22 protein-coding genes and 1 tRNA gene are annotated in these 26,705 nt (G+C 66.9%); 10 read left to right on the top strand and 13 right to left on the bottom strand.

The window, feature by feature from the left end:
* Positions 1 to 14: 14 nt before the first annotated feature.
* Positions 15 to 4,781 (bottom strand): cation-translocating P-type ATPase, encoded by a 4,767-nt coding sequence (locus ACWCPQ_RS08225; RefSeq protein ID WP_449896127.1) that lies wholly within the window; start codon positions 4,779 to 4,781, stop codon positions 15 to 17.
* 149 nt (positions 4,782 to 4,930) lie between these two features.
* Positions 4,931 to 5,071, bottom strand: a complete 141-nt coding sequence (locus ACWCPQ_RS08220; RefSeq protein WP_449896125.1) for a hypothetical protein — start codon at positions 5,069 to 5,071, stop codon at positions 4,931 to 4,933.
* A gap of 42 nt (positions 5,072 to 5,113) precedes the next feature.
* Between ACWCPQ_RS08220 and ACWCPQ_RS08215 the strand changes: the two genes are divergently transcribed.
* Complete coding sequence (locus ACWCPQ_RS08215) at positions 5,114 to 6,583, top strand: class I adenylate-forming enzyme family protein (RefSeq protein WP_449896123.1); 1,470 nt, start codon at positions 5,114 to 5,116, stop codon at positions 6,581 to 6,583.
* Here the strand turns inward: ACWCPQ_RS08215 and ACWCPQ_RS08210 are convergent.
* Positions 6,571 to 6,825: an acyl carrier protein gene (locus tag ACWCPQ_RS08210; protein ID WP_449896122.1), complete on the bottom strand. Its 255-nt coding sequence runs from the start codon at positions 6,823 to 6,825 to the stop codon at positions 6,571 to 6,573. The two genes, ACWCPQ_RS08215 and ACWCPQ_RS08210, sit on opposite strands and share 13 nt — an antisense overlap.
* A gap of 12 nt (positions 6,826 to 6,837) precedes the next feature.
* Between ACWCPQ_RS08210 and ACWCPQ_RS08205 the strand changes: the two genes are divergently transcribed.
* Positions 6,838 to 8,184, top strand: coding sequence for a phthiocerol/phthiodiolone dimycocerosyl transferase family protein (locus tag ACWCPQ_RS08205; RefSeq protein WP_449896120.1), 1,347 nt, complete (start codon positions 6,838 to 6,840; stop codon positions 8,182 to 8,184).
* 30 nt (positions 8,185 to 8,214) lie between these two features.
* On the opposite strand, the gene ACWCPQ_RS08200 is transcribed toward ACWCPQ_RS08205, so the two are convergent.
* Positions 8,215 to 9,498 carry a cytochrome P450 gene (locus tag ACWCPQ_RS08200; protein ID WP_449896119.1) on the bottom strand — a complete coding sequence of 428 codons (1,284 nt, stop codon included), beginning with the start codon at positions 9,496 to 9,498 and terminating at the stop codon, positions 8,215 to 8,217.
* A gap of 44 nt (positions 9,499 to 9,542) precedes the next feature.
* Here ACWCPQ_RS08200 and ACWCPQ_RS08195 point away from each other — a divergent pair, with 44 nt between their 5' ends.
* A complete protein-coding gene (locus ACWCPQ_RS08195) occupies positions 9,543 to 9,725 on the top strand; it encodes a hypothetical protein (protein WP_449896117.1) in 183 nt (60 codons plus the stop codon).
* A gap of 83 nt (positions 9,726 to 9,808) precedes the next feature.
* On the opposite strand, the gene ACWCPQ_RS08190 is transcribed toward ACWCPQ_RS08195, so the two are convergent.
* The 4 genes from ACWCPQ_RS08190 to ACWCPQ_RS08175 all read right to left on the bottom strand — a co-directional run bounded on the left by ACWCPQ_RS08190 (position 9,809) and on the right by ACWCPQ_RS08175 (position 15,022).
* A complete protein-coding gene (locus tag ACWCPQ_RS08190) occupies positions 9,809 to 10,639 on the bottom strand; it encodes a DUF3048 domain-containing protein (protein WP_449896115.1) in 831 nt (276 codons plus the stop codon).
* Positions 10,640 to 11,229: 590 nt separating this feature from the next.
* Positions 11,230 to 12,408: a cytochrome P450 gene (locus ACWCPQ_RS08185; protein ID WP_449896113.1), complete on the bottom strand. Its 1,179-nt coding sequence runs from the start codon at positions 12,406 to 12,408 to the stop codon at positions 11,230 to 11,232.
* A 237-nt stretch (positions 12,409 to 12,645) separates the two neighbouring features.
* The gene (locus tag ACWCPQ_RS08180; protein WP_449896111.1) at positions 12,646 to 13,230 is read right to left on the bottom strand and encodes a GNAT family N-acetyltransferase; all 585 of its coding nucleotides are present in this window, start codon (positions 13,228 to 13,230) and stop codon (positions 12,646 to 12,648) included.
* Between the two features lie 505 nt (positions 13,231 to 13,735).
* Positions 13,736 to 15,022, bottom strand: a complete 1,287-nt coding sequence (locus ACWCPQ_RS08175; RefSeq protein ID WP_449896239.1) for a TerD family protein — start codon at positions 15,020 to 15,022, stop codon at positions 13,736 to 13,738.
* Positions 15,023 to 15,476: 454 nt separating this feature from the next.
* Here ACWCPQ_RS08175 and ACWCPQ_RS08170 point away from each other — a divergent pair.
* Positions 15,477 to 15,553: transfer RNA gene (locus ACWCPQ_RS08170), tRNA-Pro, on the top strand.
* Positions 15,554 to 15,819: 266 nt separating this feature from the next.
* On the opposite strand, the gene ACWCPQ_RS08165 is transcribed toward ACWCPQ_RS08170, so the two are convergent.
* The 3 genes from ACWCPQ_RS08165 to ACWCPQ_RS08155 all read right to left on the bottom strand — a co-directional run bounded on the left by ACWCPQ_RS08165 (position 15,820) and on the right by ACWCPQ_RS08155 (position 18,280).
* Positions 15,820 to 16,053: a hypothetical protein gene (locus ACWCPQ_RS08165; protein ID WP_449896109.1), complete on the bottom strand. Its 234-nt coding sequence runs from the start codon at positions 16,051 to 16,053 to the stop codon at positions 15,820 to 15,822.
* 155 nt (positions 16,054 to 16,208) lie between these two features.
* Complete coding sequence (locus ACWCPQ_RS08160; protein ID WP_449896107.1) at positions 16,209 to 17,279, bottom strand: hypothetical protein; 1,071 nt, start codon at positions 17,277 to 17,279, stop codon at positions 16,209 to 16,211.
* 137 nt (positions 17,280 to 17,416) lie between these two features.
* Complete coding sequence (locus ACWCPQ_RS08155) at positions 17,417 to 18,280, bottom strand: HIT family protein (protein WP_449896105.1); 864 nt, start codon at positions 18,278 to 18,280, stop codon at positions 17,417 to 17,419.
* 495 nt (positions 18,281 to 18,775) lie between these two features.
* On the opposite strand from ACWCPQ_RS08155, the gene ACWCPQ_RS08150 reads away from it, so the two are divergent.
* Both ACWCPQ_RS08150 and ACWCPQ_RS08145 read left to right on the top strand, forming a co-directional pair.
* Positions 18,776 to 20,311, top strand: coding sequence for an alpha/beta hydrolase (locus ACWCPQ_RS08150; RefSeq protein ID WP_449896103.1), 1,536 nt, complete (start codon positions 18,776 to 18,778; stop codon positions 20,309 to 20,311).
* Between the two features lie 14 nt (positions 20,312 to 20,325).
* Positions 20,326 to 20,685 (top strand): excalibur calcium-binding domain-containing protein, encoded by a 360-nt coding sequence (locus ACWCPQ_RS08145; RefSeq protein ID WP_449896237.1) that lies wholly within the window; start codon positions 20,326 to 20,328, stop codon positions 20,683 to 20,685.
* A 188-nt stretch (positions 20,686 to 20,873) separates the two neighbouring features.
* Here the strand turns inward: ACWCPQ_RS08145 and ACWCPQ_RS08140 are convergent, their stop codons facing one another.
* Positions 20,874 to 21,314, bottom strand: a complete 441-nt coding sequence (locus tag ACWCPQ_RS08140) for a MarR family winged helix-turn-helix transcriptional regulator (protein WP_449896101.1) — start codon at positions 21,312 to 21,314, stop codon at positions 20,874 to 20,876.
* A 162-nt stretch (positions 21,315 to 21,476) separates the two neighbouring features.
* Between ACWCPQ_RS08140 and ACWCPQ_RS08135 the strand changes: the two genes are divergently transcribed.
* On the top strand, positions 21,477 to 21,866 hold the full coding sequence (locus ACWCPQ_RS08135) for a DUF5313 family protein (RefSeq protein WP_449896099.1): 390 nt from the start codon (positions 21,477 to 21,479) through the stop codon (positions 21,864 to 21,866).
* Positions 21,867 to 21,893: 27 nt separating this feature from the next.
* Here the strand turns inward: ACWCPQ_RS08135 and ACWCPQ_RS08130 are convergent, their stop codons facing one another.
* Positions 21,894 to 22,847: a DNA polymerase domain-containing protein gene (locus ACWCPQ_RS08130; protein ID WP_449896097.1), complete on the bottom strand. Its 954-nt coding sequence runs from the start codon at positions 22,845 to 22,847 to the stop codon at positions 21,894 to 21,896.
* A gap of 447 nt (positions 22,848 to 23,294) precedes the next feature.
* Between ACWCPQ_RS08130 and ACWCPQ_RS08125 the strand changes: the two genes are divergently transcribed.
* From ACWCPQ_RS08125 to ACWCPQ_RS08115, 3 genes are all read left to right on the top strand, one after another.
* Positions 23,295 to 23,486 carry a hypothetical protein gene (locus ACWCPQ_RS08125; RefSeq protein ID WP_449896095.1) on the top strand — a complete coding sequence of 64 codons (192 nt, stop codon included), beginning with the start codon at positions 23,295 to 23,297 and terminating at the stop codon, positions 23,484 to 23,486.
* Positions 23,487 to 23,856: 370 nt separating this feature from the next.
* The gene (locus ACWCPQ_RS08120) at positions 23,857 to 25,503 is read left to right on the top strand and encodes an alkaline phosphatase D family protein (protein WP_449896093.1); all 1,647 of its coding nucleotides are present in this window, start codon (positions 23,857 to 23,859) and stop codon (positions 25,501 to 25,503) included.
* A 111-nt stretch (positions 25,504 to 25,614) separates the two neighbouring features.
* Positions 25,615 to 26,703: an ABC transporter substrate-binding protein gene (locus ACWCPQ_RS08115; protein WP_449896091.1), complete on the top strand. Its 1,089-nt coding sequence runs from the start codon at positions 25,615 to 25,617 to the stop codon at positions 26,701 to 26,703.
* Positions 26,704 to 26,705 lie beyond the last annotated feature (2 nt).

The raw sequence follows: 26,705 nt of genomic DNA, 5'->3' as shown, positions 1-26,705 counted from the left end.
CTCGTCGTCGATGACTAACGGTTCCGGACCGCCCCGGCGGGCGCCGGAGAAGCCTGCCCACGAGCGTGAACGTGATCGATGGTCGCGCTCGGAAGAGTGGAAGGCAACCGGTCGACACGATCGATCAGCTCCTCGGTGCGCCGAGCGAACCACGCCGGAGAGAGCACGACCACCGCGGTGGCGGCGGTGACCGCCGTGAGCACACCGGCCCAGGCCACCGGACCCAGCGGTGTGCACCCGAAGAAATGGCTGACGCCGGGTATTTCGACGACAGCAACGAGTACCGCCGCACTCCCGACCGCCGTGGCCACCACGAGCGGATCGTCGTGCCGCAGTACCAGCGTCTGGGCGAGTTGGGTGCCGACCAGTGCCGTCAGCCCCATTGTCGCGGAGCGCCGCCGGGTACCCGGCGTCCATCGGCCGATCGCCCAGGCGGCGGTCGCGGCGGCGGCGGTGGCCGCACCGCGACGGACTATCGCCTCGACCAACGGACGGCCGAGGGATGGTGCGGGTGCGGACAGGACCGAATCCGGATAGCCGGTACCGGTCGTGGCCGGCGCCCCCGTGGCCGGGCGGCTCGGCGGTGACACGGCGATGGCGAGCGCCGGGAACATGTCCGTGAGCAAGTTGACCAGCAGGAGCTGGCGGGTACTCACCGGGGCGCCGCCGCGGCCGAGGGCCGTGCCGAGGATGGTGAACACCACTTCGCCCGCGTTGCCCCCGAGCAACAGGGTCAGGGCATCGCGGACACCGATCCACATATTGCGGCCTTCGACGAGAGCGTCGAGTAGTGCGGTGAGGTTCTCGCCGGTCAAAACCAGATCGGCGGCTTCGCGGGCGGGTGAGGAACCGCGTCCGGTCACCCCGATACCGGCATCGGCCATCCGGATCGCCGCAGCGTCGTTGGCGCCGTCGCCGACCATGGCGACCACTCGCCCGCACTGTTGCAGAGCCGCGACCACCTGCACCTTCTGCTCCGGACCGACCCGCGCGAAAACCTGGGCCGAGGCCGCCAGTTCGACCCTGGCGTTCTCGTCGGCGGCGGCCAGTTCGGCACCGGTGACGACCCGGGCGTCGGCCGGGAAACCGAGTTGGCGCGCGATGGCACGGGCGGTGACTGGATGATCGCCGGTGATCAACGCGACGGCGCAGTGGGCGGCGGCCAGCTGCTGCAGGAGGGGACGCGCCGAATCTCGCACGGTATCGGCGAGACCGAGGTAACCGGTAGTGGTCAGATCGGTTGCCAGTTCCTCGATCCGGTCCTGGTCGAATCGAGTCCCGTCCCCGATCGAGTCGAGGTCGCACTGGGCGACGGCGAGTACCCGCAGACCCTGATCCGCCAGGTGGTGGACGAGAGCATCCGCTGCGGCCCGGCCGGCGGACCCGGTGTCGAACCGGCAGCGCGGCACGATCACCTCCGGGGCACCCTTGAGCACCAACCGTGCCGAGGTGCCGGGACTGCCGTCGACGATGACAGCCGCCGCATATCCGCGGGAGGATTCGAAGGGCAGCTCGGCGAGCACGATCGGTTCGGGACCGTCCTCCGGCAGGCGTGCGGCAGCGGTGAAGACGGCTTCGTCCGTGGCATGTGTGTGCCCCTCGCCCGTGTCCGGGCGCGGGCAGGCCCACCCGGCGGCCCGCACCACCGCAGCGGCCGCTGGATCGGTGATCGCCGGAAGGTCGCCGCCCGGCGGGAAATCCGGTGGCACGGCCGTCACGACGGCGAGCCGGTTCAGTGTCAACGTGCCCGTCTTGTCGAAGCAGACGGTGTCGACGCGGCCGATGGCCTCCAATGCCCGGGGCGCCCGGACCAGCACCCCCAGTTTCGACAACCGGCGGGCGGCGGCGAGCTGGGCCATTGTCGCCACCAGCGGTAGCCCTTCCGGTACGGCGGCCACAGCGATCGCCACCCCGTCGGCCACTGCCCGGCGCAGCGGTCCCCGGCGCACCAGCGACAATCCGGTGACCACCGCACCGCCTGCCAATGTGAGCGGCAGAACCCGGCCGGTGAGATCACGTAGCCTGCCCTGGACCCCGGTGGCGGGTGCCACGCCGGACACGGTGGAGATCGCGCGATTCGCGACCGTGGCCGGACCGGTGGCCACGACGATTGCGCGGGCCCGCCCGGCGACTATCGTGCTGCCCTGGAACAGCATGCTGGCGCGTTCCGCGGCGGGGCCGGCCACCGGCTCGACATGTTTGAGCACCGGCACCGACTCACCGGTCATCGAGGACTCGTCGACCTCGAGATCCTCGGCGACCAGCAGCCGGGCATCGGCCGGTACCACCTCCGGCGCCCGCAGTTCGACGATATCGCCGGGCCGCAGCCGGGCCGCGGAGACGACACCGACCCGGTCCGAGGTCCGCGCCGCTTCCAGTCGGTTCCCGGTGGTCGCTTTCGGAACAACGACCCGGCGGACAGCCTGTTCCTGTTCCGCGAACAGGGCCGCCGCGGCGTCCTCGGCGCGCAGCCGCTGGATGCCGCTGACCAGTGCGTTGACGCTCATCACGCCCGCGACCAGCAGCGCATCGACATTGCTGCCCAGGATCGCGGCAGCCGCGGCGCCGATGGCGAGAACGGGCGTGAGCGGATCACTCAGTTCCCGGCGTGCCGCCCCGGCAAGCCGGGCCAGCAGTGCTGTGGGTACCCGCAGTCGTTCGCTCACCACGTTGTTCGACAGGACGGAGGCCCTGCGGCGCCAGTTCGGCGCGGGTTCGGGAATCGGTGACCGCCGGCCACGGAGGACTCGCGCGTACACGATCGCGGGGTCGAGGGTGTGCCAGGCGGTGAGTGGTTGCGGCGGCGGGTCCGGGGACCGCACCACGCGCTGCGCGGCCAGCCCGCACAGGATCCAGGCAGTGGCGCCCGCGGCATCGACCGGAGCAAGCCAGCGTCCCAGCCCGAGCCGGGTCCGCCGGCCGGTTTCCCCGGTGACCACGAGCAGGCCCGCCAATGTGCTGCCCGCCTTGGCCAGGCGCACCGCGGTGTCGATCGCCGGGCGGGCAGCCACGACCGCCGCGAGCACCCGGACGGCGTCGGTGAGATCGGTGCCGGTGACGAGGTCGGCGGTCCACGGTGCCGGTGCCGCGGGATCGTCGACGGCTACCCCGATATCGGCGAGCGCCAGGGCGGCCAGGGTATCCACCGGGTCGGCGTCCGGATGCAACGACGAGATCAGCAGTACCGGGCCACGGTCGACGCGCAGTTCCCGGACGAGTTCGAGCAGGCCGACACTCGGGTCGTAGGCGGCGGTGACCGAGGCGCCGAGTTCCTCGGTGCCGGCGACATTGCGCAGCACCACCCGCGCACCGGTACGTCGGGCGGTCTCGATCAGCGGAACGGCGCACGGGTCGATTTCCCACCCGATCGTCACGGTGGCGACCACCGCGCCGTCGACGAGCAGGTCGGCACGGTCGGTTCCCGGCACAGTGGAAGCCGAAGGCTCATGCCACTGCAGCGCGGCGCTGTAGAAACCGACCTCGTCGACGGACGCGGGGATCGGCTCGTCGTGCAGCAGGGCATCAGCGATCTCGAAGATCCGTCCCCGGCGCCACGCCGGCGCCGAGACCTCGACCTCGAGCACAGCCCGGGTGTCACCACGCAGTGCCGCGCCGTCGATGGCAACCACCTGGACCCGGTCGAGCCGGCGCAGCACCCCCGGGTCCAGCACCAATGAGCCCGCCTTCGCCAATCCCCGACCGAGGACGAGCGCGTAGGCCTCTCGGCCCATATGCGCGGCCTTCGGAATTCCGGCCAGTAGCGTATCGGCGATATCGTCGGCCGTACCGCCCCCGAGCAGTGTGCCCGCGGCCGCCACCAACGATCCGTTCGCGGCTTGTTCGGCATACTCATCGACCGGGCCGGACGCCACGGTGGCGACCGTTTCCTCGGCCGCCGGGCGGAGATCCGAGCCGGCCTGCTCCGCCGCGAAGAGCGTCGCGGCAGCCGGGCCGCGCGGCCGGGCGGCGGCCGCGAGCCCGGGTTCACGCTCGCACCAGATCTGCCGGCGCGCCAGTGCCTCGGAGATCTGGGCGGTCCGCGCGACCAGATCCAGCAGCGGCGCGGCGGGCGCCAGACCGAGCCCGTGCGCGGTCGCGGAGAACATGGTCGTCAGCAGATCGGTACCGGCGCGTCCGAGCTTCGACTCCAGTAGCGCGACGATCCGCGGCTGATGGTTGATCACCGCCGCAGCGGCGCGGGCGGCCCGCGGTGCGCGGGGAAACCGGCCCAGCCATCCGACCACCGAGGTACCGATGGCCAGGACATCGGCCACCGCGGCCACCACCGGAACCGCGACCGCCAGTGGGTCCCCAGGGTCGGTGAACAGCCCGCGGTAGTGCGTTCCCGGCTCCTGCCGGGCACGCGGCAAGTCGGCAACGGGGCGGATCATCGTGCGGATCTCGTCCGGATCCGCCGCCTCCGCCAGCTCGATCACCAGTCGCCCGAGTAGCTCCTCGACGTGTGCGGACACGACGCCGGACCCGTCGGCGACCAGCCGTGCCAGCTCCGCCGGATCCACTGCGCCGTTCGCCCCGAGCGAGGTCCGGTCGAGATCGATGTGCAGCCTGCGTCCGGACGCCCACGCCGGCTCGACACCTGCCTCGTCCGCACCCTCGCGTGGTGGACCGCCGAGTACGACACGGGCCCAATCGCGAACCGGCCCGACCGCCGGACCCACGAGCGCCGGCGCCACCAGCGCGGTAGCGGATCCGATACGGACGGTCGACGCCATCGCCCCTGCCGCGAGCCGCGCGAACCCGCGGAGATCGATACCCCGCATGCGCTCAGGCTTCCCGAATGATCGGTCGATGCATTCGGGGGAGTGTAGGTGGGGAAAAGGGGCAGTCCGGTATGCGCGCGCCGCACGTTGCGGTATCGGGACCCAACTGGGTGCACCACGCGCGGATCACCGATCAGCGCCGACTCGTCTCATCCCCCGGGCCGCAGCCCCGAATCGTCCCGATCGGTGATGTGGTCGAAGTGGACGAGCAAATGCCGGGCCCGGCCCGCTTCGCCGACCCGAATCGTCGACGAAACCACTGCCGACGCCTTGTAGGTGCTGTACGTCACTCCTATCCTTACCGGTAGAGGGGGCGACCCCGCGGAGTAGAGATGATCTACGACAATCTGCTCACGCTGACCGCGAAAGCACCGGTCACCAGCGGCTTGCGGCAGGGCGATACGTTTACGCCCTACGCCGCCCTGGTCGAGCGGATCGGCCGGCTCGCTGTCGGCTTCATGGAATATGGCATCGAGATCGGCGCCCCCGTCGCTCTGCTGATTCCGAACTCGCCCGATCTCTTCGTCACCGCCCATGCGCTCTTCGCCGTCGGCGCCGTCGCGATGCCGCTGAGCGAGACAGCCACGCGATCCGAGCGCGCCACGCTCGCGCGACGGACCGGACCAGCGGCCGTCGTCTCGACTCCCGGCCTCGCCACCGCCGCCGAGCTGCTGATCGCCGACGCGGCCCCCGGCCTTCCCTTGTTCCTGACCGATGCCCTGCCCGAGGGAAGCGCCACCGCTCGGCTGCCGGAACTGCCGGGCGCGACTCCGGCGCTCTACCTCTTCTCGTCCGGCTCGACCGGCTCGCCCAAGGTGGTGCCGCACACACATGCCGAACTCCTCGCCGACAGTGAAAGAGCCAGCACCGCCTGGGACCTGCAGCCCGACGATATCGTTCTCGATATGCTGCCGGGCAACTTCGCGATGGGATTCCTGCTCGGCGCTACGCAGGCCGTCGCCGGCGGAGCGACGACGCTCTACTGGAGCGATCCCATGCCGCTGGCGCTCTCGCGCGGGAAGCTGCTGGACACCATGGTCGGCGAGCATGTCACCTTCATGGGTGCCGTTCCGGCGATGTACGAAATCGTCGCCGGGCAGGGCGGTGGTTTCGATCTCGGGCTGCGCCTGGCATTCTCGGGCGGCGCCGCCCTCAAGCGCCCGGTCTTCGAAGCGGTTCGCCGACGCCTCGGTATCACGCTCCGACAGGATTACGGATCCACCGAGGCGGGCATGTTCTCGCACAACGACTCCCCCGATCCCGACTCGAGCTGGGACTCGGTGGGCAGGCCGGCAGGCGACGCCCGGGTCCGCATCGCGGCGTTCGACACCGACTTCGGCCCGTCCGTCGGCGAGATGGAAATAAGATCGTCTTCGCTCATGCGGGGCTATCTCGACGATGCGGTGGCTGATACCCGGGCCTTCGACGAGGGCTGGTTCCGGACCGGCGATCTCGCCTCGCTCGACGAGGAAGGTCGCATCTTCATCCGGGGCCGCAGCAAACTGCTGATCGAGGTATCCGGCTACAAGATCGACCCGGTCGAGGTGGAAGAGACGCTCATGAGCTCGCCCGCCGTCGCCGAAGCCGCCGTGGTGGGTCTCGCGGACCGGCGCATGGGCAATCGGCTGATCGCGTTCGTCGTCAAAGAGGGGAAGGTATCGGCCGATGCGTTGATCCGCTTCGCCCGGGAGCGGCTCTCGGTTCAGAAGGTGCCCGCCGAGATCACGTTCGTCGACGCACTGCCGCGCAGCCCGGCCGGCAAGGTGCTGCGCGCGCGGTTGGTCGAGCCTCAGGCAGACTGAGCCGCTCGCTGCGTGACATACGCCGCTATTTCCGCGGGTGATTCGAACAGTTCCGCCCGTATCTCCGTATCCGGAATGCTGATCTCGAATCTCTTCTCGAGGAACTGCACCAGCTTTACCAGGCTGATGGAGTCCAGCAATCCGGCCTCGAGCAGCGGGGTCTCGCGATGGACCGGCAATCCGCCCATTTCGGCCACCATTGCGGAGATATACTCGATTATCGGTTCTTCGATACCGTTCATCGGCTACGCCCCTTGCGTGGTAGGCATACCAGCCAATTTAATCGCGACCTGAAATCCCGAAAAGATGGGAGGGCGGCTTTGGGTGAAACGCGCCCGCTGGGCGAAAAGGAACAACTGCTCAACCATTTGCACACCCGGGGCGGGCTGATCGCCGCACAGGTGTTGCACATACGCGGCCGTCTCGATCCAGCGCTGGTGGAGCGCGCACTCTCCTGGCTGCAGACCCAGCACCCGATCCTGCGCGCCCATATCCGTTACGGCAAGATCATCTGGCACCGCTTGCCGCCGTTCGCCCATCGCCGGCCCTGGTTCGACACCGAGGGCACCACGGCGATCCCGTTCGAGGTGCTCGACGACACCGACCCCGACGCCTGGCAAAAGGTTCTCGCCTCCGGTATCCACACACCCATCCGGAAGGGCAACCATCCACGCGTGCGGATAACGCTGGTGCGGCAGTCGCCGGACGCTGCCCGCAATCACATCGTCGTCTGCGCCGACCATGCGACGCTCGACGCCCGATCCGCCAACATATTCGTTCGCGAACTTCTCGAATTCCTCGCCGATCCGGCCACGACGCAGCAGAAATCGCCGGTCCGCACCGGCCTGCCCCCGCCGATCGAAGCCGGCTCGCCTCATCGCGCTCGAACCGGCAGGGAGACCGCCTATACGGCGGCCATCCGGCTACCCGCGCAGCAGGTCCCCGACCCGAAGAAGGAAACGCGGGTACTGACGCGTCACCTCGAACCGGGAACAACGGCAACGCTGGAGGGAGCCGTCAAAACCAACAGGACGACGCTTCACGGTGCGGTAACGGCAGCATTCCTGTTCGCCGTACGCGCGCGGTACCGGCTCGACGCCATGACCGTGTTGACCACCGTCGACCTCCGCCGCCTCAGTGGACTCGCGCTGGCGCCGGACACCTACGGCTGCTATGTCGACATCCTGCGGACCGCGCACCCGATCACCGACGACTTCTGGGCAACCGCCCGTGACGCCTCGTTCAAGCTGATCGCCGTGCTGGCCAAGGACCACGAGTCCGCCTCGATCATGAAGTTTCCCGGATTCGAGGTGTATCGGCACGAAGCCGGCCCGACGATCCGGAACCACGGGCGTATCGACGGGCTCGCTGTCACCACGGTGGCCGATTCCGGACTTCGGACAGACTACGGGGCCTATACCCTCGAGGATGTCACCAGGATCGTCTCGCTCGACCTGCTCGGTCCGTCATTGTTCGTGATCGCCATTCGGCAACTCGGCGGCCTCGACCTCAGCGTCGGGTACGCGGCGAATGCGATGAACGAGGGTGAGGCCCGGTGGCTCACCGACAACGCGGTGGCCCGGCTGGAAAATACCGGATGAGCATGGCGCGCCACCGGTGCGCCTGTCCGGCTAGCCGGTAGTGAGCTCGGCGGGCATGGAGCGGTAGGCGTGCAGGTTCACGAGGTGTCGCGGGATCGGCGGTCCGTCCAGATGTAGATCCGGATATCGCTCGAAAAGGGTCCGCAGCGCGATGACACCTTCCATACGGGCGAGCCGGAATCCCAGACAGCCGTGTATCCCGGTGCTGAACGCGAGGTGATCCGCGGCGTTGGTTCTGGTCACATCGAACTGTTCGGGATCGGGGAACACGCCGGGATCGTAGTTCGCGCCCGCCAATGACAGCAGGACCAGGGAATTCCGTTCGATGTGCTGATCGAGGATGTCGACATCGTGGTTGGCGATCCGACCGGTCATCCGCACGGGACAGTCATAGCGCAGGATTTCCTCGATCGCGACCGGCCACAGATCCGGTTCCGCCGTCAACAGTGCCAGCTGATCGGGATGACTTGTCAGCAGTGCGATTCCGTTGCCGAGCATGTTCACCGTTGTCAGGAATCCGGCGTCCAGCAGCAGGGCCGCGTTCGCCATCTGCTCGCGGCGGTCGAGTTCGCCGCTGGTCACCAGCACAGTGAGCAGGTCATCGGCCGACTCCGCGGTGAGCTCGTCGATGCGTCGGTCGAAGTACTGTTTTACCTCGGCCAACTCTTCCACGGCCTGCCGATACGTGGTCCAGGGCAGGGCCCGGTCGACCAGCGGCGCACTGTTGAAACCCCACTTCAGCATGGTCGGCTGCATATCGGCGGGGAACCCGAGAATCTCGGCGATGATCGCCACGGGTACCTGTGCGGCGAAGTCGTCGATCAGGTCCGGTCGCGGCTTCGATTCCAGGCGTTCGAGCAGTTCGTCGGTGACTTCGACGGCCCGTTGCTCCAATCTGCGGATCGCTTCCGGGCTGAACGCATACCCCACCAGACGTCGGTACCGGGTGTGTTCCGGCGGATCGGTCGCCAGCATCGAAGGCGGTTCCGTGAGGTCGGGAAGACCCTGATCCGTTTTGGCCAATATCCAGCGGATCGGCTTCGGAATGACGGGATGGTCGGGTGTGAGCACGCCGAAGCGTTTGTCTCGCAGGATGAGACGGCACAGTTCGTAGTCCGCGGTGACATACGCTCCCGACAGTTTGGGCAGACGGCCCCGCCGCCGGATCTCCTCGATGAACGGGGACGCGCCCAGCAAACGATCCTGGCCGAAGACGATCTGCGCGAGCGGGTCTCCCCGACGCGCCGCCCACCGCAGATAGAACCGGGACAGGCCGTGGAGGAGCAGCCAGCGGATCCACGTGCGAGTCAGCATCGTCACCTCCTTTCCCAGCCCAACCACCATGATAGTTATCCGATATGAAGGTGCGGCGCCGCTGGGGCGGCCGGATCGTTCTTCGCGCCATCGCGATCGGCCTGCCGCTCGCCGTGCTGATCCTGTCGGTGACGCTGCCCGAACGCCGGGACAAGCCATGGACCCTTTACGTTCCGAGAAGACAGGTCACCGGTCTGCGCCGGGAAACGCCACCGAGCCACAGCTGAACGCACCCACAGGTGCACGAACAGTCGCGCTGAGAATATGTGCGAAGCGATGGCCGCAGCGGCGACGATATCGCTCGCAGTGCTTACGCCGCCGGTGACCAGAGCTGCGCTGGGATCAGGACTGTCCAGACCTGCCCCGGCGCGAAGGGGATGGCTGTACCGGTGGGAGTTGTATAGGTTGTGCCCGCCTGTGGGGAGGGCCGGGACCACTCGGCCTCGAACGCTCGACCGTCGCGAAGGACGAGCGCCCGACCGCTACCGGTCGTCTGGGCCAGGGGTGAGACGCTGCCCGCGATATCGCTGACGGCCGAGTCGTACACCTGCACACTCTGCAGCACGACCGTACTTGCCATGAGCTGTCCGGAATCGGCACCGGTGTAGGCGGCACCGTCCATGGACACCAGCCATCGGTCATAGCCGGGTGACCAGTCGAAACCGATCACCGTGTCCGGATACCGCGCTTCCTGATGTTGCGTGGACCCGCCACCGGCAGGCGCAGGGCCGAAGTGCAGTTGCGAAGCCTGCGGCCAGCCGCCGCCCACGGGCAACTGATCCGAGCGGACGAACAGGTTGTGCGGAGCGTCGCGACTGTAGTCGCGGAAGTAGGCGCCAGGTTGCCGCTCGGCCGAGGCGTTCTGCAGCGCCGAGCGATCGACGGCGGCAACCAGCTCGGGTGCGGCACCAGAGGATGCCAACGTCGGGTTACCGAACTGGTCCAACAGCGTCAGATCCGTTTCCCGCGCACTCCGGACAGGTCCGATCACCGGGGGTTTGTCGGTCGAGAACACCGCTGCCAACCGGCTCAGACCACCCTCGACCGGCTCGACATAGACCACATCCGCGGCTGCGAGCCCTACCGGTGGCCGTGCCTGCGGACTGTTGTCTATCTTCGCGACCAGCACGGGCACCCCCACCCGGGAGGGTGTGGCCGGGCCGGGAGGAGCGCTCTCGGGTCGGAGGCCATTACTGCATGCGAACACAGCGCACATTCCCAGTGTCGTCAGGAACGCAGCAATCCACACCCACCATCGCTGTTGCATAGTGTCGACCCTCTGAAGCACCCGGTTCTACGCCGCACTCGACCAGTGAAGGAGTGGTCGAGTCGGCCGCTGGACGAGGCTCGGGCCCCGGCGGACGCGTGCGGAAAGCAGCTGGGCACCAATCACGTCGAACCGAGCCTGTGCGCAAATCCCGTGCCCACACGAAAGGCGTCGTCGAGGTGGTGACCGCATTCGGCGCGACCGACTATCGGGGCTGCTACACGGTCGGGAGACTGTGGTCGAAGCGGCCGGGACACCGCCCGAGCCGGTTCGGTACGCCCGGTCACTCCGTATCCGAGCCGATGAAGTAAGTATCACCCGAATACGCCGGTGGGACGCCGACTGGGTGGCTCTCGTACTGCGGACGGTGTGCGAGCCATCCAGCCGGTAGCAGAATCATCCGTATTCGGCCGGGTTCCAGGTACGGGTCGGCTTGTTGGTGAAGATGAACCGTAATGCCTTGATCATGATGTCACCTCCTTCCTGGGGCTCGGTCGGGCGTGGACAAGGCTTGTGGGGGTCCGCCGCAGGGTGAACGGCCGCGGGATTGCCGCATTGGTCACGATCGGGCGGGTATCACCGCCGCCGATGACGCACAGAGAGGTGTTCTCGATGAGGGCGGTGGCCGCATCGGTGACCAGATCGTGGGCGACCGCGGCGCCGGCGCAGGTGAAGGGGCCGGAACTGAAGGGAACGAATGGACCGTGTCCGCTCGGCCGAATCCAGCGGTCGGGTTGGAATGCCCCGGGCCTGGTCCAGCGGTTTTTGTCGTGATGAAGAAGGTAGGGGCTGACGGACAACAGGTCACCGGTCCGGAAGGCGATTCCCCCGAACTCGGCTGGATACGGGACGGGACGGCTGACCATCCAGGAGACCGGCCGGTACCGCAGAGCCTCACGTACCACCCGGTCGACAGGCCATGGCCATGGTGAGCCGGGAGAATAGAGACTGCCCAGCAGCACCGACCACGCGAGCGAGTAGCCCAGCGGTCCCACAATGGACCGGAACATCAGCCCGTACAGTTGGGCCACCGTCGTATCGGCGAGGTCGTCGGGACAGGCGCCGATCACGGCATCGATCAGATCCCGTGGTTCGGCTTCCGCAATGCGGCCGGTGGCGCTGCGCCGGTCCCGGATCTGCTCGTTCAGCGCGGTGGACAGCTCGGCGCGTAGTAGTTGCGCTCGCGCCCGCTGCACCGTCCCGGCCGGGCGCAGCGCGCCCACGCGTGCATTTCGCTCCAGTAACCGCCGCAACTCGGGAGAACCATCGGGGTGTAGCAACACGTTCGCGGTGCACCGGTACACCAGCGCGACCCCCGCTGCGGGCCAGCGGGTGACGGAGGGCATTTCGGTCATCACCGCCGCCAAGGACTCGCGATACTCGGGCGTATACGTCCGCAGAATCGCGCGCACCGCGCGGCCGAAATCCACCTGAGCAGACCGCGACGGCAGCATAGAACCGAAGAACCCGGACTTCCCCGCATTGAAAGCTCGGTCACTCAACACCGTCAGCGCCAGACCCGTATCGCCGACACACCACCCGCCCCACGGCAGCCCGAACACCTCGACCGGGCTGGTACGACGCAGATTCTCGAGAAATCCCAACGGATCGCGCCGGAACCGGCGTCTCTCTGCAAAACCCATCGGACGGTCCTCTCATGGAGAGGGGGAGCGATTCATCAGATGTTTTCGAGCGGATTCATCCACTGGTGGTGCGTACAAATGCAGACCAAGCATAGTCTCGAGCAATTTCAGAAGCGAGGTCGCGGAAATCGACCGTGAATCGAGTACCTCTCTACACCGCCGGGGCCTGCGAACACGGGCTCGGCAGGGAAAGAGATTCACGATCACCCTCGACCGCCGAAAATCGGCCATCGAGGTCTAATCGCCGCAAGCCCCATCCGTCTCGGCGGAGATTTCCATTGCCAGGCGCGCGTACATGAACATATCCCGGCGTCGACCACCGACCTTCTGCCACGATCTGAGGAGTCCTTCGCATTCGAAGCCGGCTCTTTCCGCAGTGCGGATCGACGCGCGGTTCCAAGGTTCGACATAGAGCTGGAGCCGTGGGATATGCAGCTCTTCCAGCGCCCAGGTAGCCGTCGCCGCCAGAGCATGCGCGGCAACGCCATGGCCGCGAGCAGAGCGGACCACCCAGTAACCGAGCGATGCGCGGCCTTCGTCGATATCTCTCAACCACAAGCCGATACTTCCCAACGGTGTGTTGTCCCGGCGCCGGGCGATCACCATCGGGTATCCGGTTCGATCGGCCGCCAGCTGCCACTGCCGTTCGACAAACCGCGTTGCGGCCCTACGCGAGAAGGCCGCCGACACTGTGCTCAGCGGAATCAGATCGTCGGCAGAGGCTTCCCTGACGAGTTCGAGGTCTGCGGCGGACAACGACCACGGACGGAGTTCCAAGTCTGCGGTGGCTCTCGGATGCGGTGTTTGCAGAGCATCGTCCATGGTCGACCTCCCCACAATATGGACAGGATATCGGCCCGGTGTCACCATCACCACGTCCCCTCCGATACCGCAGACACACATCGAGCCTCGCAATTCGATCGCCTCCGGCAGGTATCGACCGGTCACCGCGCGATAACGGACCCGGCCGAGCAGTTCGCCACCGTCGCAACCTGGACCCGGCGCGCCCACTGGCAACCGCTCGCCACTCTCGCGCCCGAGTCCGGCACCGAGATCTATCTCGGGCTGTTGCACGCCGAGGACGGCGCCGAGGCCAGGGCACGAGCCGCCATCGCCGCCGATACGCAACCGGCCGCGCACAACAACCAGCACCGCGGCTTCACCTCCAGAGCTCAGCGCAGACCGGACATTCGGCGGAGCCCTTACAACACGCCCGATCGACGTCCTTTCTCGGACTGCACACGCCACACCTACGAAATTCGATTACCTCGGCTTCGATCACCTCGGTCGTCCACCTTTCCCAACCGGGAACCCTGCGGTCAGGACATCAGCTCTTGCCGTCGATCCGATGCCAGGTCATCCCCCAGTTGTAGGCGAGGTCGACCGATTGATTGCCGAATATCTGCGGGTCCGGCGACGGCGGAATGAACCGACCTTCTCGGCGCACCACCAGCTCACCGCCGATGTTCTCGAGAACGGCCAGGGCCATGTTCTTGGAATTGTCCACGCAGCCGCCGACCTGGATCTCGATCGGTGGGGCGCCGATCGGATACAGCGTGGCCGTGGCGGTCACACCTCGGAAATCGGCGGCGCCGGAATAAAGAGTCGCGTACACCAGGATCCTTCGGAATTCCGCGAGATGGCCGAGATCGATGAACATGTTCTCGCCGTCTTTGTTCGAACCGCTGCGGTCGTCGTCGCCCAGCGCAATGTAGGGCACGCGGTCGAGGGCACCGAAGGAGTTGTCCATCGGCTGGATGATGCCCTTCGCCCCGTTCTGCATCTCCCATAGGCAGCGCAGGTCCAGGTCGAGTGCCGCAGCAGCATTCCGGCGCTTACCGAACAGCCCTTTTCCGCCTGGCACCGACCAGTTCAGGTTCACCCGCATCAGCCCCGAGGTAGCGCCCGCCTTGTTCAACGAAACCGCCGGCGCCTCCTTCGTCAGCGAGAGTTTCCGCATACTGACGGGCGGCGCGGGAGGCGGATTCGGCACCGGCGGCCGAACGTCGGAAGCCTGGGCCGGCACCGGGACCTGCGCCGGAGGTGGTGGAACCGGGGCCGCGGGCTGCGGCGGGTGTTGCGGCGCGGCGGCCACGGGTTCCTCGTCGACCGAAATCCCGAAATCGGTGGCGAGCCCGGCGAGCCCGGACGCATATCCCTGACCGACCGCCCGGAACTTCCAGGCACTCTGCCGCCGATACAGCTCACCCAGAACAAACGCCGTCTCCCGCGTGGCATCGACACTGTCGAACCGGGCCACCTCGCCGCCGCTCACCGCATCGAGAACCCGCACGTGCAGGCCACTGAACTGCCCGAAAGTGCCGCCGTCCGCCGAAGCCGCGATCACGATGGTGTCCACATCGGGCTCCACCCGGGCGAGGTCGGCGGTCAGGACATCCACCACGGTCGGTCCCGACCGTTTACCCTCGTGCCGGACTGCTCCGGAGGGATGCGCCGGCTGATTGTAGAAGACGAAATCGTCGTCCGACCGGACTCTGCCGTTCACCAGCAGCAACGCCGAGGAATCCGCGTCCGGAACTCCCGCACCACCCTGCCAACCCAATTCGACCCGGACCGAGGATACCGGCACCACCACATTGGCGCCCTTCAACATCGACACGACCACCAACGTAACCGACACCTGGAGAACACATCCGGCGCCGACGTGGCGGACCGCTACGATGTCGCGGCTGCTTGCTGTGTGTCGAGGGGCCGGTCGCGTCGTGTGGTAGCTCGACATCGTCAGTTGTGTAGTTGTATGGGTGGATCCGGACATCGCCGGAGAATTCCGGCGTCGCCCGGCGAGGTCGAAACCGATCATCGACGAAATTCGACGTCATCTTCGGTCGGCGCCGTCGATCCCGGTACTCGACACCGCGACCGCGGCGACTTCGAAACCGCGCACGGGCACGTTCCGCTGATCGAAGAAGTTCGGTAACTGGTCTCCGACCGGCTCGATGCCGACCGGCCGGGACGACCTTGATGCGCAGCACACGCCGTGACCAGCCGATTTCCACTCTCGAACCCCTCTGAGGTAATCTCATCGGGCGCCACAACATGAGGCGCAACGGGCTGTGGCGCAGTTTGGTAGCGCACTTGACTGGGGGTCAAGTGGTCGCAGGTTCAAATCCTGTCAGCCCGACCATCGAGAAACCCCTTCCCACCTGCATGGGAAGGGGTTTTCTCTTGTTCCACCAATCGGAGTTTTGGGACCAATTTGGGACCATCTCGGCCCTGCCGGGCCGTCGCAGGGCTTTGACCAGGGGCGGCCAGGAAGCGTGACAGTCGGTCACCGTCGCCGCGCAGCTCGTCCAGATCGGGGTGCAGGTACCGCTGGGTGATGCGTGGATCCGTGTGCCCGGCGATCCGCTGCAGCCGGTGCAACGGCACGCCGGCGTCGGCCGAACCAGGTCAGACCGGTATGCCGCAGATCGTGCGACGCAGGTGCTCGAAACCCAGCGTCGTAACCACCTCGTCCCAGTGCGTCGCCTTCCGCAGGACACCGGTCGCGATCCGGCCGCCGCGCGGGCCGACGAACAACCGCGCCCGCATGAACGCATCGTGGCGTGTGTCCTCGTCGGCCTCCGCGAGCGCCGTGTCCGCAGTGATGCGTGCCCACGCGGCGTTCATTCGACGAAGGACCACCGGGCGAACCTCCTCGATGATCGGAATCGGTCGGGCCCTCTTTCCTTTGGTCCCCTTGTCCTTCATGTCACCCGGGCCGGGGGTGGTCTGGCAGCGACAACGCACTCACTGATCGTGCCGGTGGACGGTCGGGGTCGGGTTGACAGGTGACGATGTCAACTGCCTTGTCGACGATTTCTGCGTGTGTCACACCGATCGGTCAGGTCGACAATCTCGAGTCGGTCCAGCTCCACGTCCGCGACCCTAGATTTGTACCGAGCGGTCTCCATGCCGGGGCTGCGACGGGCAATCGCGACTCCCAGCTTCGCCCGGAGCACGTCCTCCAACATCGTGACCGGTGCCAACTTTCGTCGTGATCCGCCGTCTCGGACGTAGTCCTTCTCGCTCCAGACTCCGACATGGGTACCGTCCAGCAGAATGTTCCAGTTGCTCCAAAAACCGGGACTTCCGTCGGTTCGCATCAACTCCAGTCTGTCGAATCTGCAGTCTCTGATGTTGATGTCCCCGTTCACCCTCCAATCAATCGAGCCATCCGCTGTCTGCGCGAGCAGAGCCGCCAGCAGCAACGAGTCCGTGCGCGTGAGCAGATGCACGATGTTCGACAGGACGTCGAAGTATTCGGGGACGATGAATCTCAGCTCGTCGGTCCGATGCATGTCGTTGTGGCCGACAAGTACATAGAGGATTGAGTTCGCGAAGCTGGTCGACCAAATTCGCTCCGCCATATGTCTGAATCCGAACGACTCGGCCGCTCCCTGATCGCTCACATGGGCGACATAGTGCACGGGTTGCCTGCTGCGTCGCATATGCGATATCTCCAGAGCGATCCAGGGTCGGCGCATCACCCTCAGGAAGTCACGAGACCCTCTCCTCTCGACTTCGTCATAAGCAGCGAGGACCCTGAGCGAACCAAAGAGAGCTGTAAAGTCGGCAACGGCCGCTATGAGCTCGTGGTCAGGCAACGATTGGTCAACGGACACGACGTCTATGAAGAGGTGCTCGAGGCCGATTTCGATCGCGAAGGTGATCGCTGCACCGATGTTCCATGAGAGGCCGTCACCGTCGAGATCCCACCTCCAGGACAGCGCCGCTTGCGATTCCGACGCGATCGGCGATACCACTGCGGTCGGTAGATCGCGCGGAGCGATCGGGCTGACGCGTTCTCGCTCTACCAGGCCCGCGCTCGATGCCGCCTGAATATCGACTGCCCACAAATGATTGCTCATGTCGGACAGCTCTTCCTGGGCGTGCTCTGATTACGCCCTGCCAGCCGAAGTCGATCTCCCGACCACCCGCGCGCCGGAACTCTTGTGTTCGAGACCACTCGGACCAATCGTCTCAATGCGCCACCACTGGGCATTGCTCACCACACCCACTGACACAGGGCCGCGATCGTTATTCCTGCAACCAGCAACGGACCATAGACGGGTGCGACGGCCCACGATCGAAGGTCTCGGCCGTCGGGCCAGTAGTTACTCTGGTCTGCCTCGGTGGCAGCGAGCGATGTGTTCATGGCGAAGGCCGGGATATCTCCACCACGAGCGGCCTTGTCGTACAGAGCACGGAACGCACGTTCCTGCTTGAGGTAGTTGGCGTCCAGTACCCCGAAGACCAGGACAGCCAACACGCCCAGTAGAGCCGTCGGAGGTGAGTCCTTCGTGACGGCGAAGCCGTAAGCGGCGGTCACGATAGGTAGAACCCAGGCTTTTGATGTCGCAGATGCCTGGGACATCCGCGCCACAACCGACTGGATAAACGCAAGGTGCTGGCGGCGGTCTTCCGCGGATACGTTCAGGTGGCTGCGGGTGAGAGCGGCCTCGATGTCGAGTGCGGCCTGATCCAAGGTCTGCTCTGTTTCGTCGGTCCCTGCAGGCCAGATCTCCGGTATTCGATCCTCATACCATCGCGGAACCAGATGAATGTGGAGGTGCTCCACTGTTTGGGTCGCAGCCCGGCCGTTCGACTGTATGACGTTGAGCCCCTCGGGTGCCAGTGCTGTCCGGATCGCTTGGGCGACTTTCATTGTCGTGTGCGCCAACGGCAACAACTCTGTCTCCAACAGTCCCCAGACGTCGGGAACGTGCCTCGTCGGGACAACGAGAGTGTGTCCGTGGGTCGCAGGCTCCAGTGGAAAGAATGCGACCGTATGTTCGTCGCGATAGATCTCACGAACCCTGGGATCTTCACCGGCCACGACCGCGCAGAACGGGCACCCGAGACTGCTCATCAGCTTCTCACAACCCCTTGATCGACCAGCCCTCGAGATCACGTTCGAGGGCTTTGTAGGTTGTTCGAGAGTCTATGTTCCCGTTCAGATTCCGAGCTGTCGGGTCGAACACCGGCACGCCGGAGATGCCAGACCCGAGGAAGGGGTCAGCCCCTGGCTGTCAACCGAACCCATGCTCGACAGACCATGGATGCGGACGCAGTCCGACGCCGACGGAGGCGTTGCCGACCACCCCGGGCCACCGTTTCGACCGGGCTCACTCGCATGGACGCGGCGGCGAGCCCCCTCGGCCGGCTGAGGTAAATCGTGGTGGGGGCGCTCGCCGACCGGCTCCGCAGGATCGTGCGCGGCCGCTTCCGCCGTGCCGCGAACCGGCCGCGCTCGATTTCGGATCTGTGCGTGTGACAGGATCATTCGGTTCGTCGAAGTGTGCACACGAAGGGCTCTGGAGTGAAATTGCGTGTCGGAGCCAACGGTTTTCGTCGGGTCCGGCGGGTGGTTCTCGCATTCGCGGTCGGAGTCGGCGTCATCGCTTTACCGGCTCCGGTATCGGCCGAGGGTGGCGCCGATGCCTATCTCGATCGTCTGGCCGAATCCGCGGAGACTCCGGTACTGGAGTGGTCGGACTGCCAGGACGGGTTCCAGTGTTCGACGGCAAAGGTGCCGCTGGACTACAACCAGGCGCGGGGTGAGCAGATCGAACTGGCGGTGATCAAGCTGCCCGCCACCGATCCGGGACGGCGGATCGGGACCTTGTTCGTGAACTTCGGGGGACCCGGTGCGTCCGGTGTCGACCGGTTGCGGGAGCGGGCGCGCTGGCCGTGGCTGTTCTCCGATGACCTGCGGGCGCGGTTCGATGTGGTCTCGTGGGATACGCGGGCGGTCGGGCGCAGCGCCGCGGTGCGGTGTTTTTCCACGGAGGCCGAACAGTCGGCATTCCTCACTTCTATGCCGCCGATGCCCGCCGTTCCGGGCGAGGAGGCGCCGTTCTACGACTGGTCCGCGCAGTTCGCCGACCATTGCGCGCGGCAGGCGGGACCGATCCTGAACCATTCGTCGACCGGCGATACCGCGCGCGATCTCGATCTGCTGCGGCGCGCTGTCGGCGACCCCGGGCTCACCTATCACGGCATTTCCTACGGGACCCAGGTCGGCGCGGTGTACGCGAACATGTTCCCCGGCCGGGTTCGGGCCATGGTGTTCGACGGTTCGCTGGACTTCGAGGGCAATATCGAGGGGCACGAGGGGCAGGGCACCGTGCTGCCGCTGGATACGCGGCAGAACGTCGCCGACGGTATCGCAGCCGCGTTCGATGCTTTTCTGCGCCAGTGTTCGGAAGCCGGTCCGAATTGCGCGTTCTCGGCCGGGGATCCCCGGCTGAAATGGACCGCTCTGGCCGAGCGTGCCCGGCTGGCCCCGATCGGCGCGGACGGCCGGATGTGGACTTATTCCGACATCGTCAACGCGGCCGCCGGTCTTTCGCAGCCCTCCGGTTTCCGGGCGCTCGCGGAACTGCTGCAGATGTTGTTCGACGCGGGTACCGCTGTTCCCGGATTGCAGCCGGTCAGCGCATCCTATGTCGGCAACCGCACCGAGGCGTATCACGCGATCCAGTGCAGTGACAGCACTGTCCCGACCGATCCGGCGGTATACAGTCGCGCCGCGGCCTCGGAAGATCAGCGGGTACCGTATTTCGGACGGATCGCCGTTTTCAGCAGCATCACCTGCGCGTTCTGGCAAGGGCACGATGCCGACCGCTATACCGGGCCGTGGAACAGGCGCACGGCCGCACCGATTCTGGTGCTCAACAGCACATTCGATCCGGCCACACCGCTGCCCGGAGCCGAGGCCGGTGCCGCGCAGCTGGCCGACGCGCGGGTCGTGGTGACCGAGGGAATCGGGCACAGCAGCATGTATGTACCGAGCACCTGCACCGAGCGGGTCAAACGGGAGTACTTGTTCACCGGCCTGCTGCCACCCGAAGACGCGCGCTGCGCAAGAGACGGGTCTCCTTTCGATCCACCGGCTTGACGCACGTAGAACCGATGCTGGCACCGGCCACTGCCGGATCACCGGGTCCGGCGAGCCCCGCTGTTTCGCCTCCGACCGCGCCGGAGATCGCGACGGCATCCATTCCGGCACCGGTCGGACCGGAGGCTTCCGCCGCGCCGGCACCTCCTCCCCCGCCGGTGTGGACGCCCGAACCCACCATCGTCGTACCACCCACACCCACACCGCCCGCACCTGCACTCGCCCCGCCCACACCTCCTGCACCCGCACCGTCCAGAGTTTCCTACCCGGACTGTGACGCGGTCCGGGCCGCCGGCGCCGCGCCGCTGTACAAGGGTGAGCCCGGGTACAGCACGAAACTCGACAGGGACCGCGACGGAGTCGCCTGCGAATAGCAGGTCCCGCTTTCCCAAGTGGAAGCCTCATCTCTCGGGGAAACGTGGCGGGCCAGGGCTCCGGCCTGTTCCCACTCGTCCCTGCCGCATTGTGCCGCGCGACAGGGACGTGGTAGTCACGAATTCCGCCGGGCAGACGAGTTCATCGGCGCCCGAAGGCGCGGGCCCCAGCCCCGGCGCGTCCGCTTCTACCGGCGGGCCGCCCGATTCACTCGGGTCAGGACGCCGTGCAGTTCCGCGAGATCGTCCGGATCCAGACCCAGTCGTTCGACCACCGCGGGCGGTATCTTCTCGGCTTCGGCGCGGAGAGCGCGCCCGGCGGGGGTGAGGTCGACGACCAGATTGCGTTCGTCGCGGGGATCGCGGTTGCGGGTGATGTAGTCCAGGGCTTCGAGGCGTTTGAGCAGCGGGGACAGCGTCGGCGAATCCAGCTGGAGCAGTTCGCCGATCTCTTTGACCGACAGTGGGGCGTCGCCCCACAGTGCGAGCATGACCAGGTATTGCGGATGGGTGAGCTTCATCGGCTCCAGCAGGGGCCGGTAGATCGCCAGGACGGCGCGGTTCGCCAGCGCCAGCGCGAAGCACACCTGCCGCTCCAGCCGCAGCGGATCCTCGGTCACGCTGTCCATGTACACCTCTCCACGTGGTATCCGATCGGATGATACGGACGGGATCGGTAGCGGTCGGCACCGATGACACATCGTACACAATTAGTTAGTGTGCGATATATTATCGCGCAACTGGAAGAGGGTGAGCCGTTCGACGCTCACCGGGAGTCGAGGGAGCAGCCGATGCCCGCACGAACCGCACCGACCTCCGTACAGCGGATCCGCTACATCTGCGGCGCGACCCTGCCGGCTTCGCTGACCGGCTGGGTGGTCGACGACCTCACCGGTCCCGGAGCCACCCGTCGCTACCTGCTGCGTTTCCTGCTGCCGGTCATTGCGCCGCTGTGCCTGTTCCTGCTGCTGCCTGGACCGTTGTGGATGCACCTGGCCATGATGAGCCTGCTCTACCTGCCGATCGCCTATTTCGCCGTCGCCCTCGTGTACGTCTACCGCCGCCATCGCCTCGTCGAGCACGGGCTCGACCCCGAACTGGCCGACGCCGCGCGACAGCGGCGGCGCGCCGACGATCGGCTGGCGTACGAACGCCGCCACGGCAGGGCGATCCAGGAATGAGCGGGGATGGGCCGGGGGCCCCGGATATCAGGTGGCGCGGCGAGCGCGAGCGCGACGTCTGCCCTCGTGCATAGCCTGCACCCGGGGCACGGGAATCGTATGGCCCTCCGCGACCAGATCGGCCGGGATCGCCTGCGGGCCGGGCATGGCGGCTGCCCAGGGATCAGTGTCGGCCAGTAGGGCAGGCGCGGTGCGCACGGTGAAATCCGTCGGCGTCACATCGTCGAGGTCGGACCAGTCGAGCGGGAACGATACGGGAACACCCGGACGGGCACGCGGACTGTAGGCCGCGACCACGGTCGCGCCACCGGTGCGGGTGGGGTCGAGGAAAACTCTGCCGCCGCGGTCGTCCTTGATGAACGCGGTGGTGGCGAACGCGGGATCGAGGCGCTCGGCCCGGGCGGCGATCGCACGGGTGGCCGCCGCCGCGTCCTCGGGGCGGGTACCGGGTTCGATCGGGACGAATACGTGTGCGCCTTTGGCACCGCTCGTCTTCACCGCACCGGCCATTCCGGACCCCGCCAGCACCGCCCGAACCAGTTTCGCCGCCTCCGCCGCGTGCCGGAACGTCTGTCCGGGCGACGGGTCGAGATCGAGTACGAGATGCGTCGGGCCGGCGCCGCGAGCAGAGGCCACCAGCATCGGGTGGTATTCCACCGCGCGCTGATTACCGAACCACAGCAGTGTCGGCATATCGTCGCACAGCGCATAGGCGATCTCGCGCCGCGAACTCTCCGCCCAGACGGTGGTCCGCCGAACCCACTCGGGGGTGTATTTCGGCAGGTTCTTCTGCATGAACGGATCCTGTCCGGGCCGTATCCGCACCACCGACAGCGGCCGATCGCGCAGTACCCGTACCAGCCGCTCGCCGATCACCTCGAGGTAATCGAGCAGATCGCGCTTGGTCGCCTCGGCTCCGTCGAACAGTGGTCGATCCAGGTTCGTCACCGGAACCCCGCAGCGGACCTCGTCACCGGCCATCGGCTCACCATGCCCGCAGCCGGCACCGTGGTCAACCCTGTGTTTCCGGTGGGCCCGAACGCGGGACGGCAGCGCGCCCGCCCGCGCGTGCCCGACGCTCCGCCGGGCGACACCGGAATTCGGTTGCGTGGCGGACGTGGAATCCGGATGGTTGCCTGATGCGACCACGAATTCGAGATTCACCCGGGCAGTCGGAAGAGCGTCCGGGCCTGGCGGGCTGGCGCCGGCGGCACGCGCAGCGCTCGTCGAACGCCGCCCGGCCGATCCCGTCGGGAAAACAGTATCGACGTAAACAGAAACACCCGGGACAACGGGATCCGGGCGCCCACCACTGACGCAACGCTGTGTGCCGCACCACCGATCGGCCCGGTTTGCGAAACGTCCGGCGCCGCAATCGCGATAACCGACCAACGCGCCTTTCTCATTCCCCAGTCCACCGGAGCGGCCATGAGTGACACCACCGAGCGCGACGCCGACGTCACCTGGATGCGTGACGACCTGCGACATGCCTGCCGTCTACTCGGTCTCGACGATCGGCACGGCGCCTGGATCGCCTGCGAATTCGCCCCCTGGGCGGCCGGCTATCTCGCCTGTCGGCTGAATCTCGAACTCCGCCGGCCGGAGATCGAGGCGGCATGAGACCCGGGCGACACGCCATCCTGTCGAATCAACAGTAAATCTTTCGTTCCACCGCCCGCAGACACTCCGGCGCGGTAACACCGATGCGCGCGGACTCGTGCACGGCGACTACCGGCTGGACAATGTGCTGTTCGGCGCAGCCGACGCGGAACGGCCGGTCACCGTGGTGGATCGGCAGGGCGTGATGGCCGCACCGGCACTGCGCCCATGTGCTCGATACCGGCGCACCGGAATTGCTCACGTGCCGGATTCGGCCGGCACCGCTTCCTCCGATCTCGCCGGACCCGGTCGATGCGCATCAGCCGGAGAAACGCCTCGCCGAACACGCCCGACTTGCCGATTCCCGCTCCATCGGCTGTGATCGGATCACGTGAGCGGAAACGATATCGTTTCGAAAATCGGGGTCCCGGGCGCATTGGGCCGCCGGACCGTATTGCGGGCCGGAGCGGTGACCGCCGCCGTGGCCGCCCTACCGGTGGCCGGCGTGGCTGCGGCCGGCCCGGTATTCGCGCACGGCGTCGCCTCCGGCGACCCACTACCCGACGGGGTGATCCTCTGGACTCGGGTCACCGTGGGACCGGATGCCGGGCCCGGTTCAGGTGTCGGCGCGCCCGCCGCCGTGCACTGGGAGATCGCCGACGACCCCGATTTCACCGGTGTGGTCGCCGCTGGATCCCGGATCGTGGACGCGGAGTCCGATCACACGGTGAAGGTGGATGTCGGTGGCCTGACCCCGGCGCACGACTACTTCTACCGGTTCCGGGCGCTCGGTGAGACCTCGCCGACCGGCCGGACCCGGACCGCCCCCGCGAATTCGGCCGCCCCCGCCCGGCTGCGTTTCGGAGTGGTCTCCTGCGCGAACTGGGAGGCGGGCTATTTCGCCGCCTACCGTCACCTCGCCGCCCGCGACGACCTCGATGCCGTCATCCATCTGGGTGACTATCTCTACGAATACGCGGCCGGGTCACACGGGGGCCGTGCCGGGGCGGTTCGGCGGCACGAACCGGCGCACGAGATCGTTTCGCTCGCCGACTATCGGATCCGGCACGCACAGTACAAAACCGATCCAGACCTCATGGCGCTGCACGCGCGGGTCCCGTTCGTCTGTACCTGGGACGATCACGAGTCCGCGAACAACGCCTGGTCCGGCGGGGCGGAGAACCACGACCCGGCCACCGAGGGCAGCTGGCCCGATCGGCGGGCAGCCTCGATGCGCGCGTACGCGGAGTGGATGCCGGTCCGGATCCGGTTCAGCGCGGGCGAAGCACAGATCTACCGGCGGCTGCGTTTCGGCACCCTCGCCGAACTCTGCATGCTGGACCTGCGCAGTTACCGGGACCGGCAACCTACGCTGGGCACCCGGGAGGCCGACGACCCGGCCCGCACGATAACCGGTGCGCGCCAGCTGGAATGGCTCACCGCGGGTCTGGTCTCGGGTTCCGCACGCTGGCAGGTGGTCGGCAATTCGGTGATGATCGCACCACTGGCCTTTCCACCACTGGACCCCGATACCACCGCGGCGATCACCCAGGTCTTCGGTATCCCCCGAGAAGGCTTCGCGCCCAATGTCGACCAGTGGGACGGATATCCCGCCGACCGGCACCGGCTGCTCCGGGCCCTGACCGATCGCGGCGCCGGCGATATCGTCTTCCTGACCGGGGATATCCACAGCTCCTGGGCCGCCGACGTCCCGCTCGAGGCCGCCCGCTATCCGGCCGGGCCCACCGCGGGCGCCGAGTTCGTGGTCCCGTCGGTCACCTCACCCGGAATCGGGGACATGCTGCCGTCCGCGCCACGCACGGGATCGGTGGCGCTGGAAAATTCGGTACGTGCGCTCAACCCGCATATCCGGTACACGGAAATAGACTCGCACGGTTACGGTGTGGTCGAGATCGTGTCCGACCTGGTGCGGATGGAGTGGTATTACGTCGGCGATATCACCGACCCGGGCACCGGTGTCCGGCTCGCCGCGGGCTGGGAGCAACCCCATGGGGGCCGGATCCGCCCGGCCGGGTGACGAGATCGGCGGTATCCGACCCGCTCGCCGACGGCGGGGCCGATGGACACAGTTCGGATCACCGGCTTATTAATCATTCCCCCCCATCCGTGGGGTTGTTTCAATGCCGATATGCACCGTTCTCGTTCTCTTTCCGCGCGTTTCCGTTACCGGCCGGTCGCGATGTTGCTCGCCGTCGCCGCTGCCGGTATGGCGCTTACCGGGTGCACCAGCAGCAATGACCCCGGTGCGGCGGCCCTGGATACGCCGCTGCCCACCGCGGTTCCACCGGGCACCACCCTGGTGGTCGCCGATCAGCAGGAGCGATTCCAGACTGCTCTGCGCGCATCCGGTGAGCTGGACAAATTGCCGTTCAAGGTGGAGTTCGCGAATTTCATCGGCGGTCCGGAGATCTTGGAGGCGTTCCGGGCCGGCGCGGCCGATGTGGCGCCCGTGGGTGATGTGCCGCCGATCCACGCGCTGGCCGCCGGTCAGGATGTCCCCATCATCGCCGCCTACCAGACCGATCCGGCCGGGATAAAACTCGCTGTCGCTCCGGGTGTGACGGCGACCCGGCTGACGGATCTGAAAGGTAAGAAGATCGCCTACGCCGAGGGCACCGCCCAGCAGGCCGCGGTATTGCGGGCACTCGACAAGGCCGGTCTGCACACCTCCGATGTCGAGCTCGTGAACCTGAAGCTCGCAGATTTCAACGATGCGGTCCGGACGGGACAGGTCGATATCGCGCCGCTGAACGAGCCGCGGCTCACCAGGTTCCTGCGCACTCCGGGTGCCACCGCAATCGCCGATTCGGAAACCGAGGGCATCTATTTCGGGCTGGGATATCTGTACGCCCGCCGGGAAGCGACCCAGGATCCGGCGAAATCGGCTGCGCTACGCGCACTGGTGGGGGCCTTCGTCCGGTCGTTCCACTGGAGCAACACCCATCGTGACGAATGGGCCCGGATCTACTACATCGAGAATCAGAAGCTCAGCGCCGAGGATGCCGGCCGGATCGTCGATTCGCTCGGGGAGTTCACCTTTCCGCATCTGGATCAGAAGTTGATCGACGCGCAGCAGGCGACCGTAGACGTTATCGACGCGGCCGGTCAGCTGCCGCGCGAGGTCGAGGCGAAGGACGGTTTCGATACCCGCTTCGACCAGGTGATCACCGAGACCGTCCCTGCGGTGGGGGCACGATTCGAACGGGAGACACGGTAGTG

The sequence above is a fragment of the Nocardia sp. NPDC001965 genome (assembly GCF_053594175.1).
The sequence above is the reverse complement of the archived record's forward strand: the minus strand, read 5'-3'. Positions and strand labels throughout refer to the sequence as shown.

Coding starts and splice junctions, on each gene's coding strand:
- ACWCPQ_RS08225 (WP_449896127.1), bottom strand. CDS start 4,781: ATGCGGGGTATCGATCTCCGCGGGTTCGCGCGGCTCGCGGCAGGGGCG.
- ACWCPQ_RS08215 (WP_449896123.1), top strand. CDS start 5,114: ATGATCTACGACAATCTGCTCACGCTGACCGCGAAAGCACCGGTCACC.
- ACWCPQ_RS08210 (WP_449896122.1), bottom strand. CDS start 6,825: ATGAACGGTATCGAAGAACCGATAATCGAGTATATCTCCGCAATGGTG.
- ACWCPQ_RS08200 (WP_449896119.1), bottom strand. CDS start 9,498: ATGCTGACTCGCACGTGGATCCGCTGGCTGCTCCTCCACGGCCTGTCC.
- ACWCPQ_RS08195 (WP_449896117.1), top strand. CDS start 9,543: ATGAAGGTGCGGCGCCGCTGGGGCGGCCGGATCGTTCTTCGCGCCATC.
- ACWCPQ_RS08185 (WP_449896113.1), bottom strand. CDS start 12,408: ATGGGTTTTGCAGAGAGACGCCGGTTCCGGCGCGATCCGTTGGGATTT.
- ACWCPQ_RS08180 (WP_449896111.1), bottom strand. CDS start 13,230: ATGGACGATGCTCTGCAAACACCGCATCCGAGAGCCACCGCAGACTTG.
- ACWCPQ_RS08175 (WP_449896239.1), bottom strand. CDS start 15,022: ATGTTGAAGGGCGCCAATGTGGTGGTGCCGGTATCCTCGGTCCGGGTC.
- ACWCPQ_RS08160 (WP_449896107.1), bottom strand. CDS start 17,279: ATGAGCAATCATTTGTGGGCAGTCGATATTCAGGCGGCATCGAGCGCG.
- ACWCPQ_RS08155 (WP_449896105.1), bottom strand. CDS start 18,280: ATGAGCAGTCTCGGGTGCCCGTTCTGCGCGGTCGTGGCCGGTGAAGAT.
- ACWCPQ_RS08145 (WP_449896237.1), top strand. CDS start 20,326: ATGCTGGCACCGGCCACTGCCGGATCACCGGGTCCGGCGAGCCCCGCT.
- ACWCPQ_RS08140 (WP_449896101.1), bottom strand. CDS start 21,314: ATGGACAGCGTGACCGAGGATCCGCTGCGGCTGGAGCGGCAGGTGTGC.
- ACWCPQ_RS08135 (WP_449896099.1), top strand. CDS start 21,477: ATGCCCGCACGAACCGCACCGACCTCCGTACAGCGGATCCGCTACATC.
- ACWCPQ_RS08130 (WP_449896097.1), bottom strand. CDS start 22,847: ATGGCCGGTGACGAGGTCCGCTGCGGGGTTCCGGTGACGAACCTGGAT.
- ACWCPQ_RS08125 (WP_449896095.1), top strand. CDS start 23,295: ATGAGTGACACCACCGAGCGCGACGCCGACGTCACCTGGATGCGTGAC.
- ACWCPQ_RS08115 (WP_449896091.1), top strand. CDS start 25,615: ATGCACCGTTCTCGTTCTCTTTCCGCGCGTTTCCGTTACCGGCCGGTC.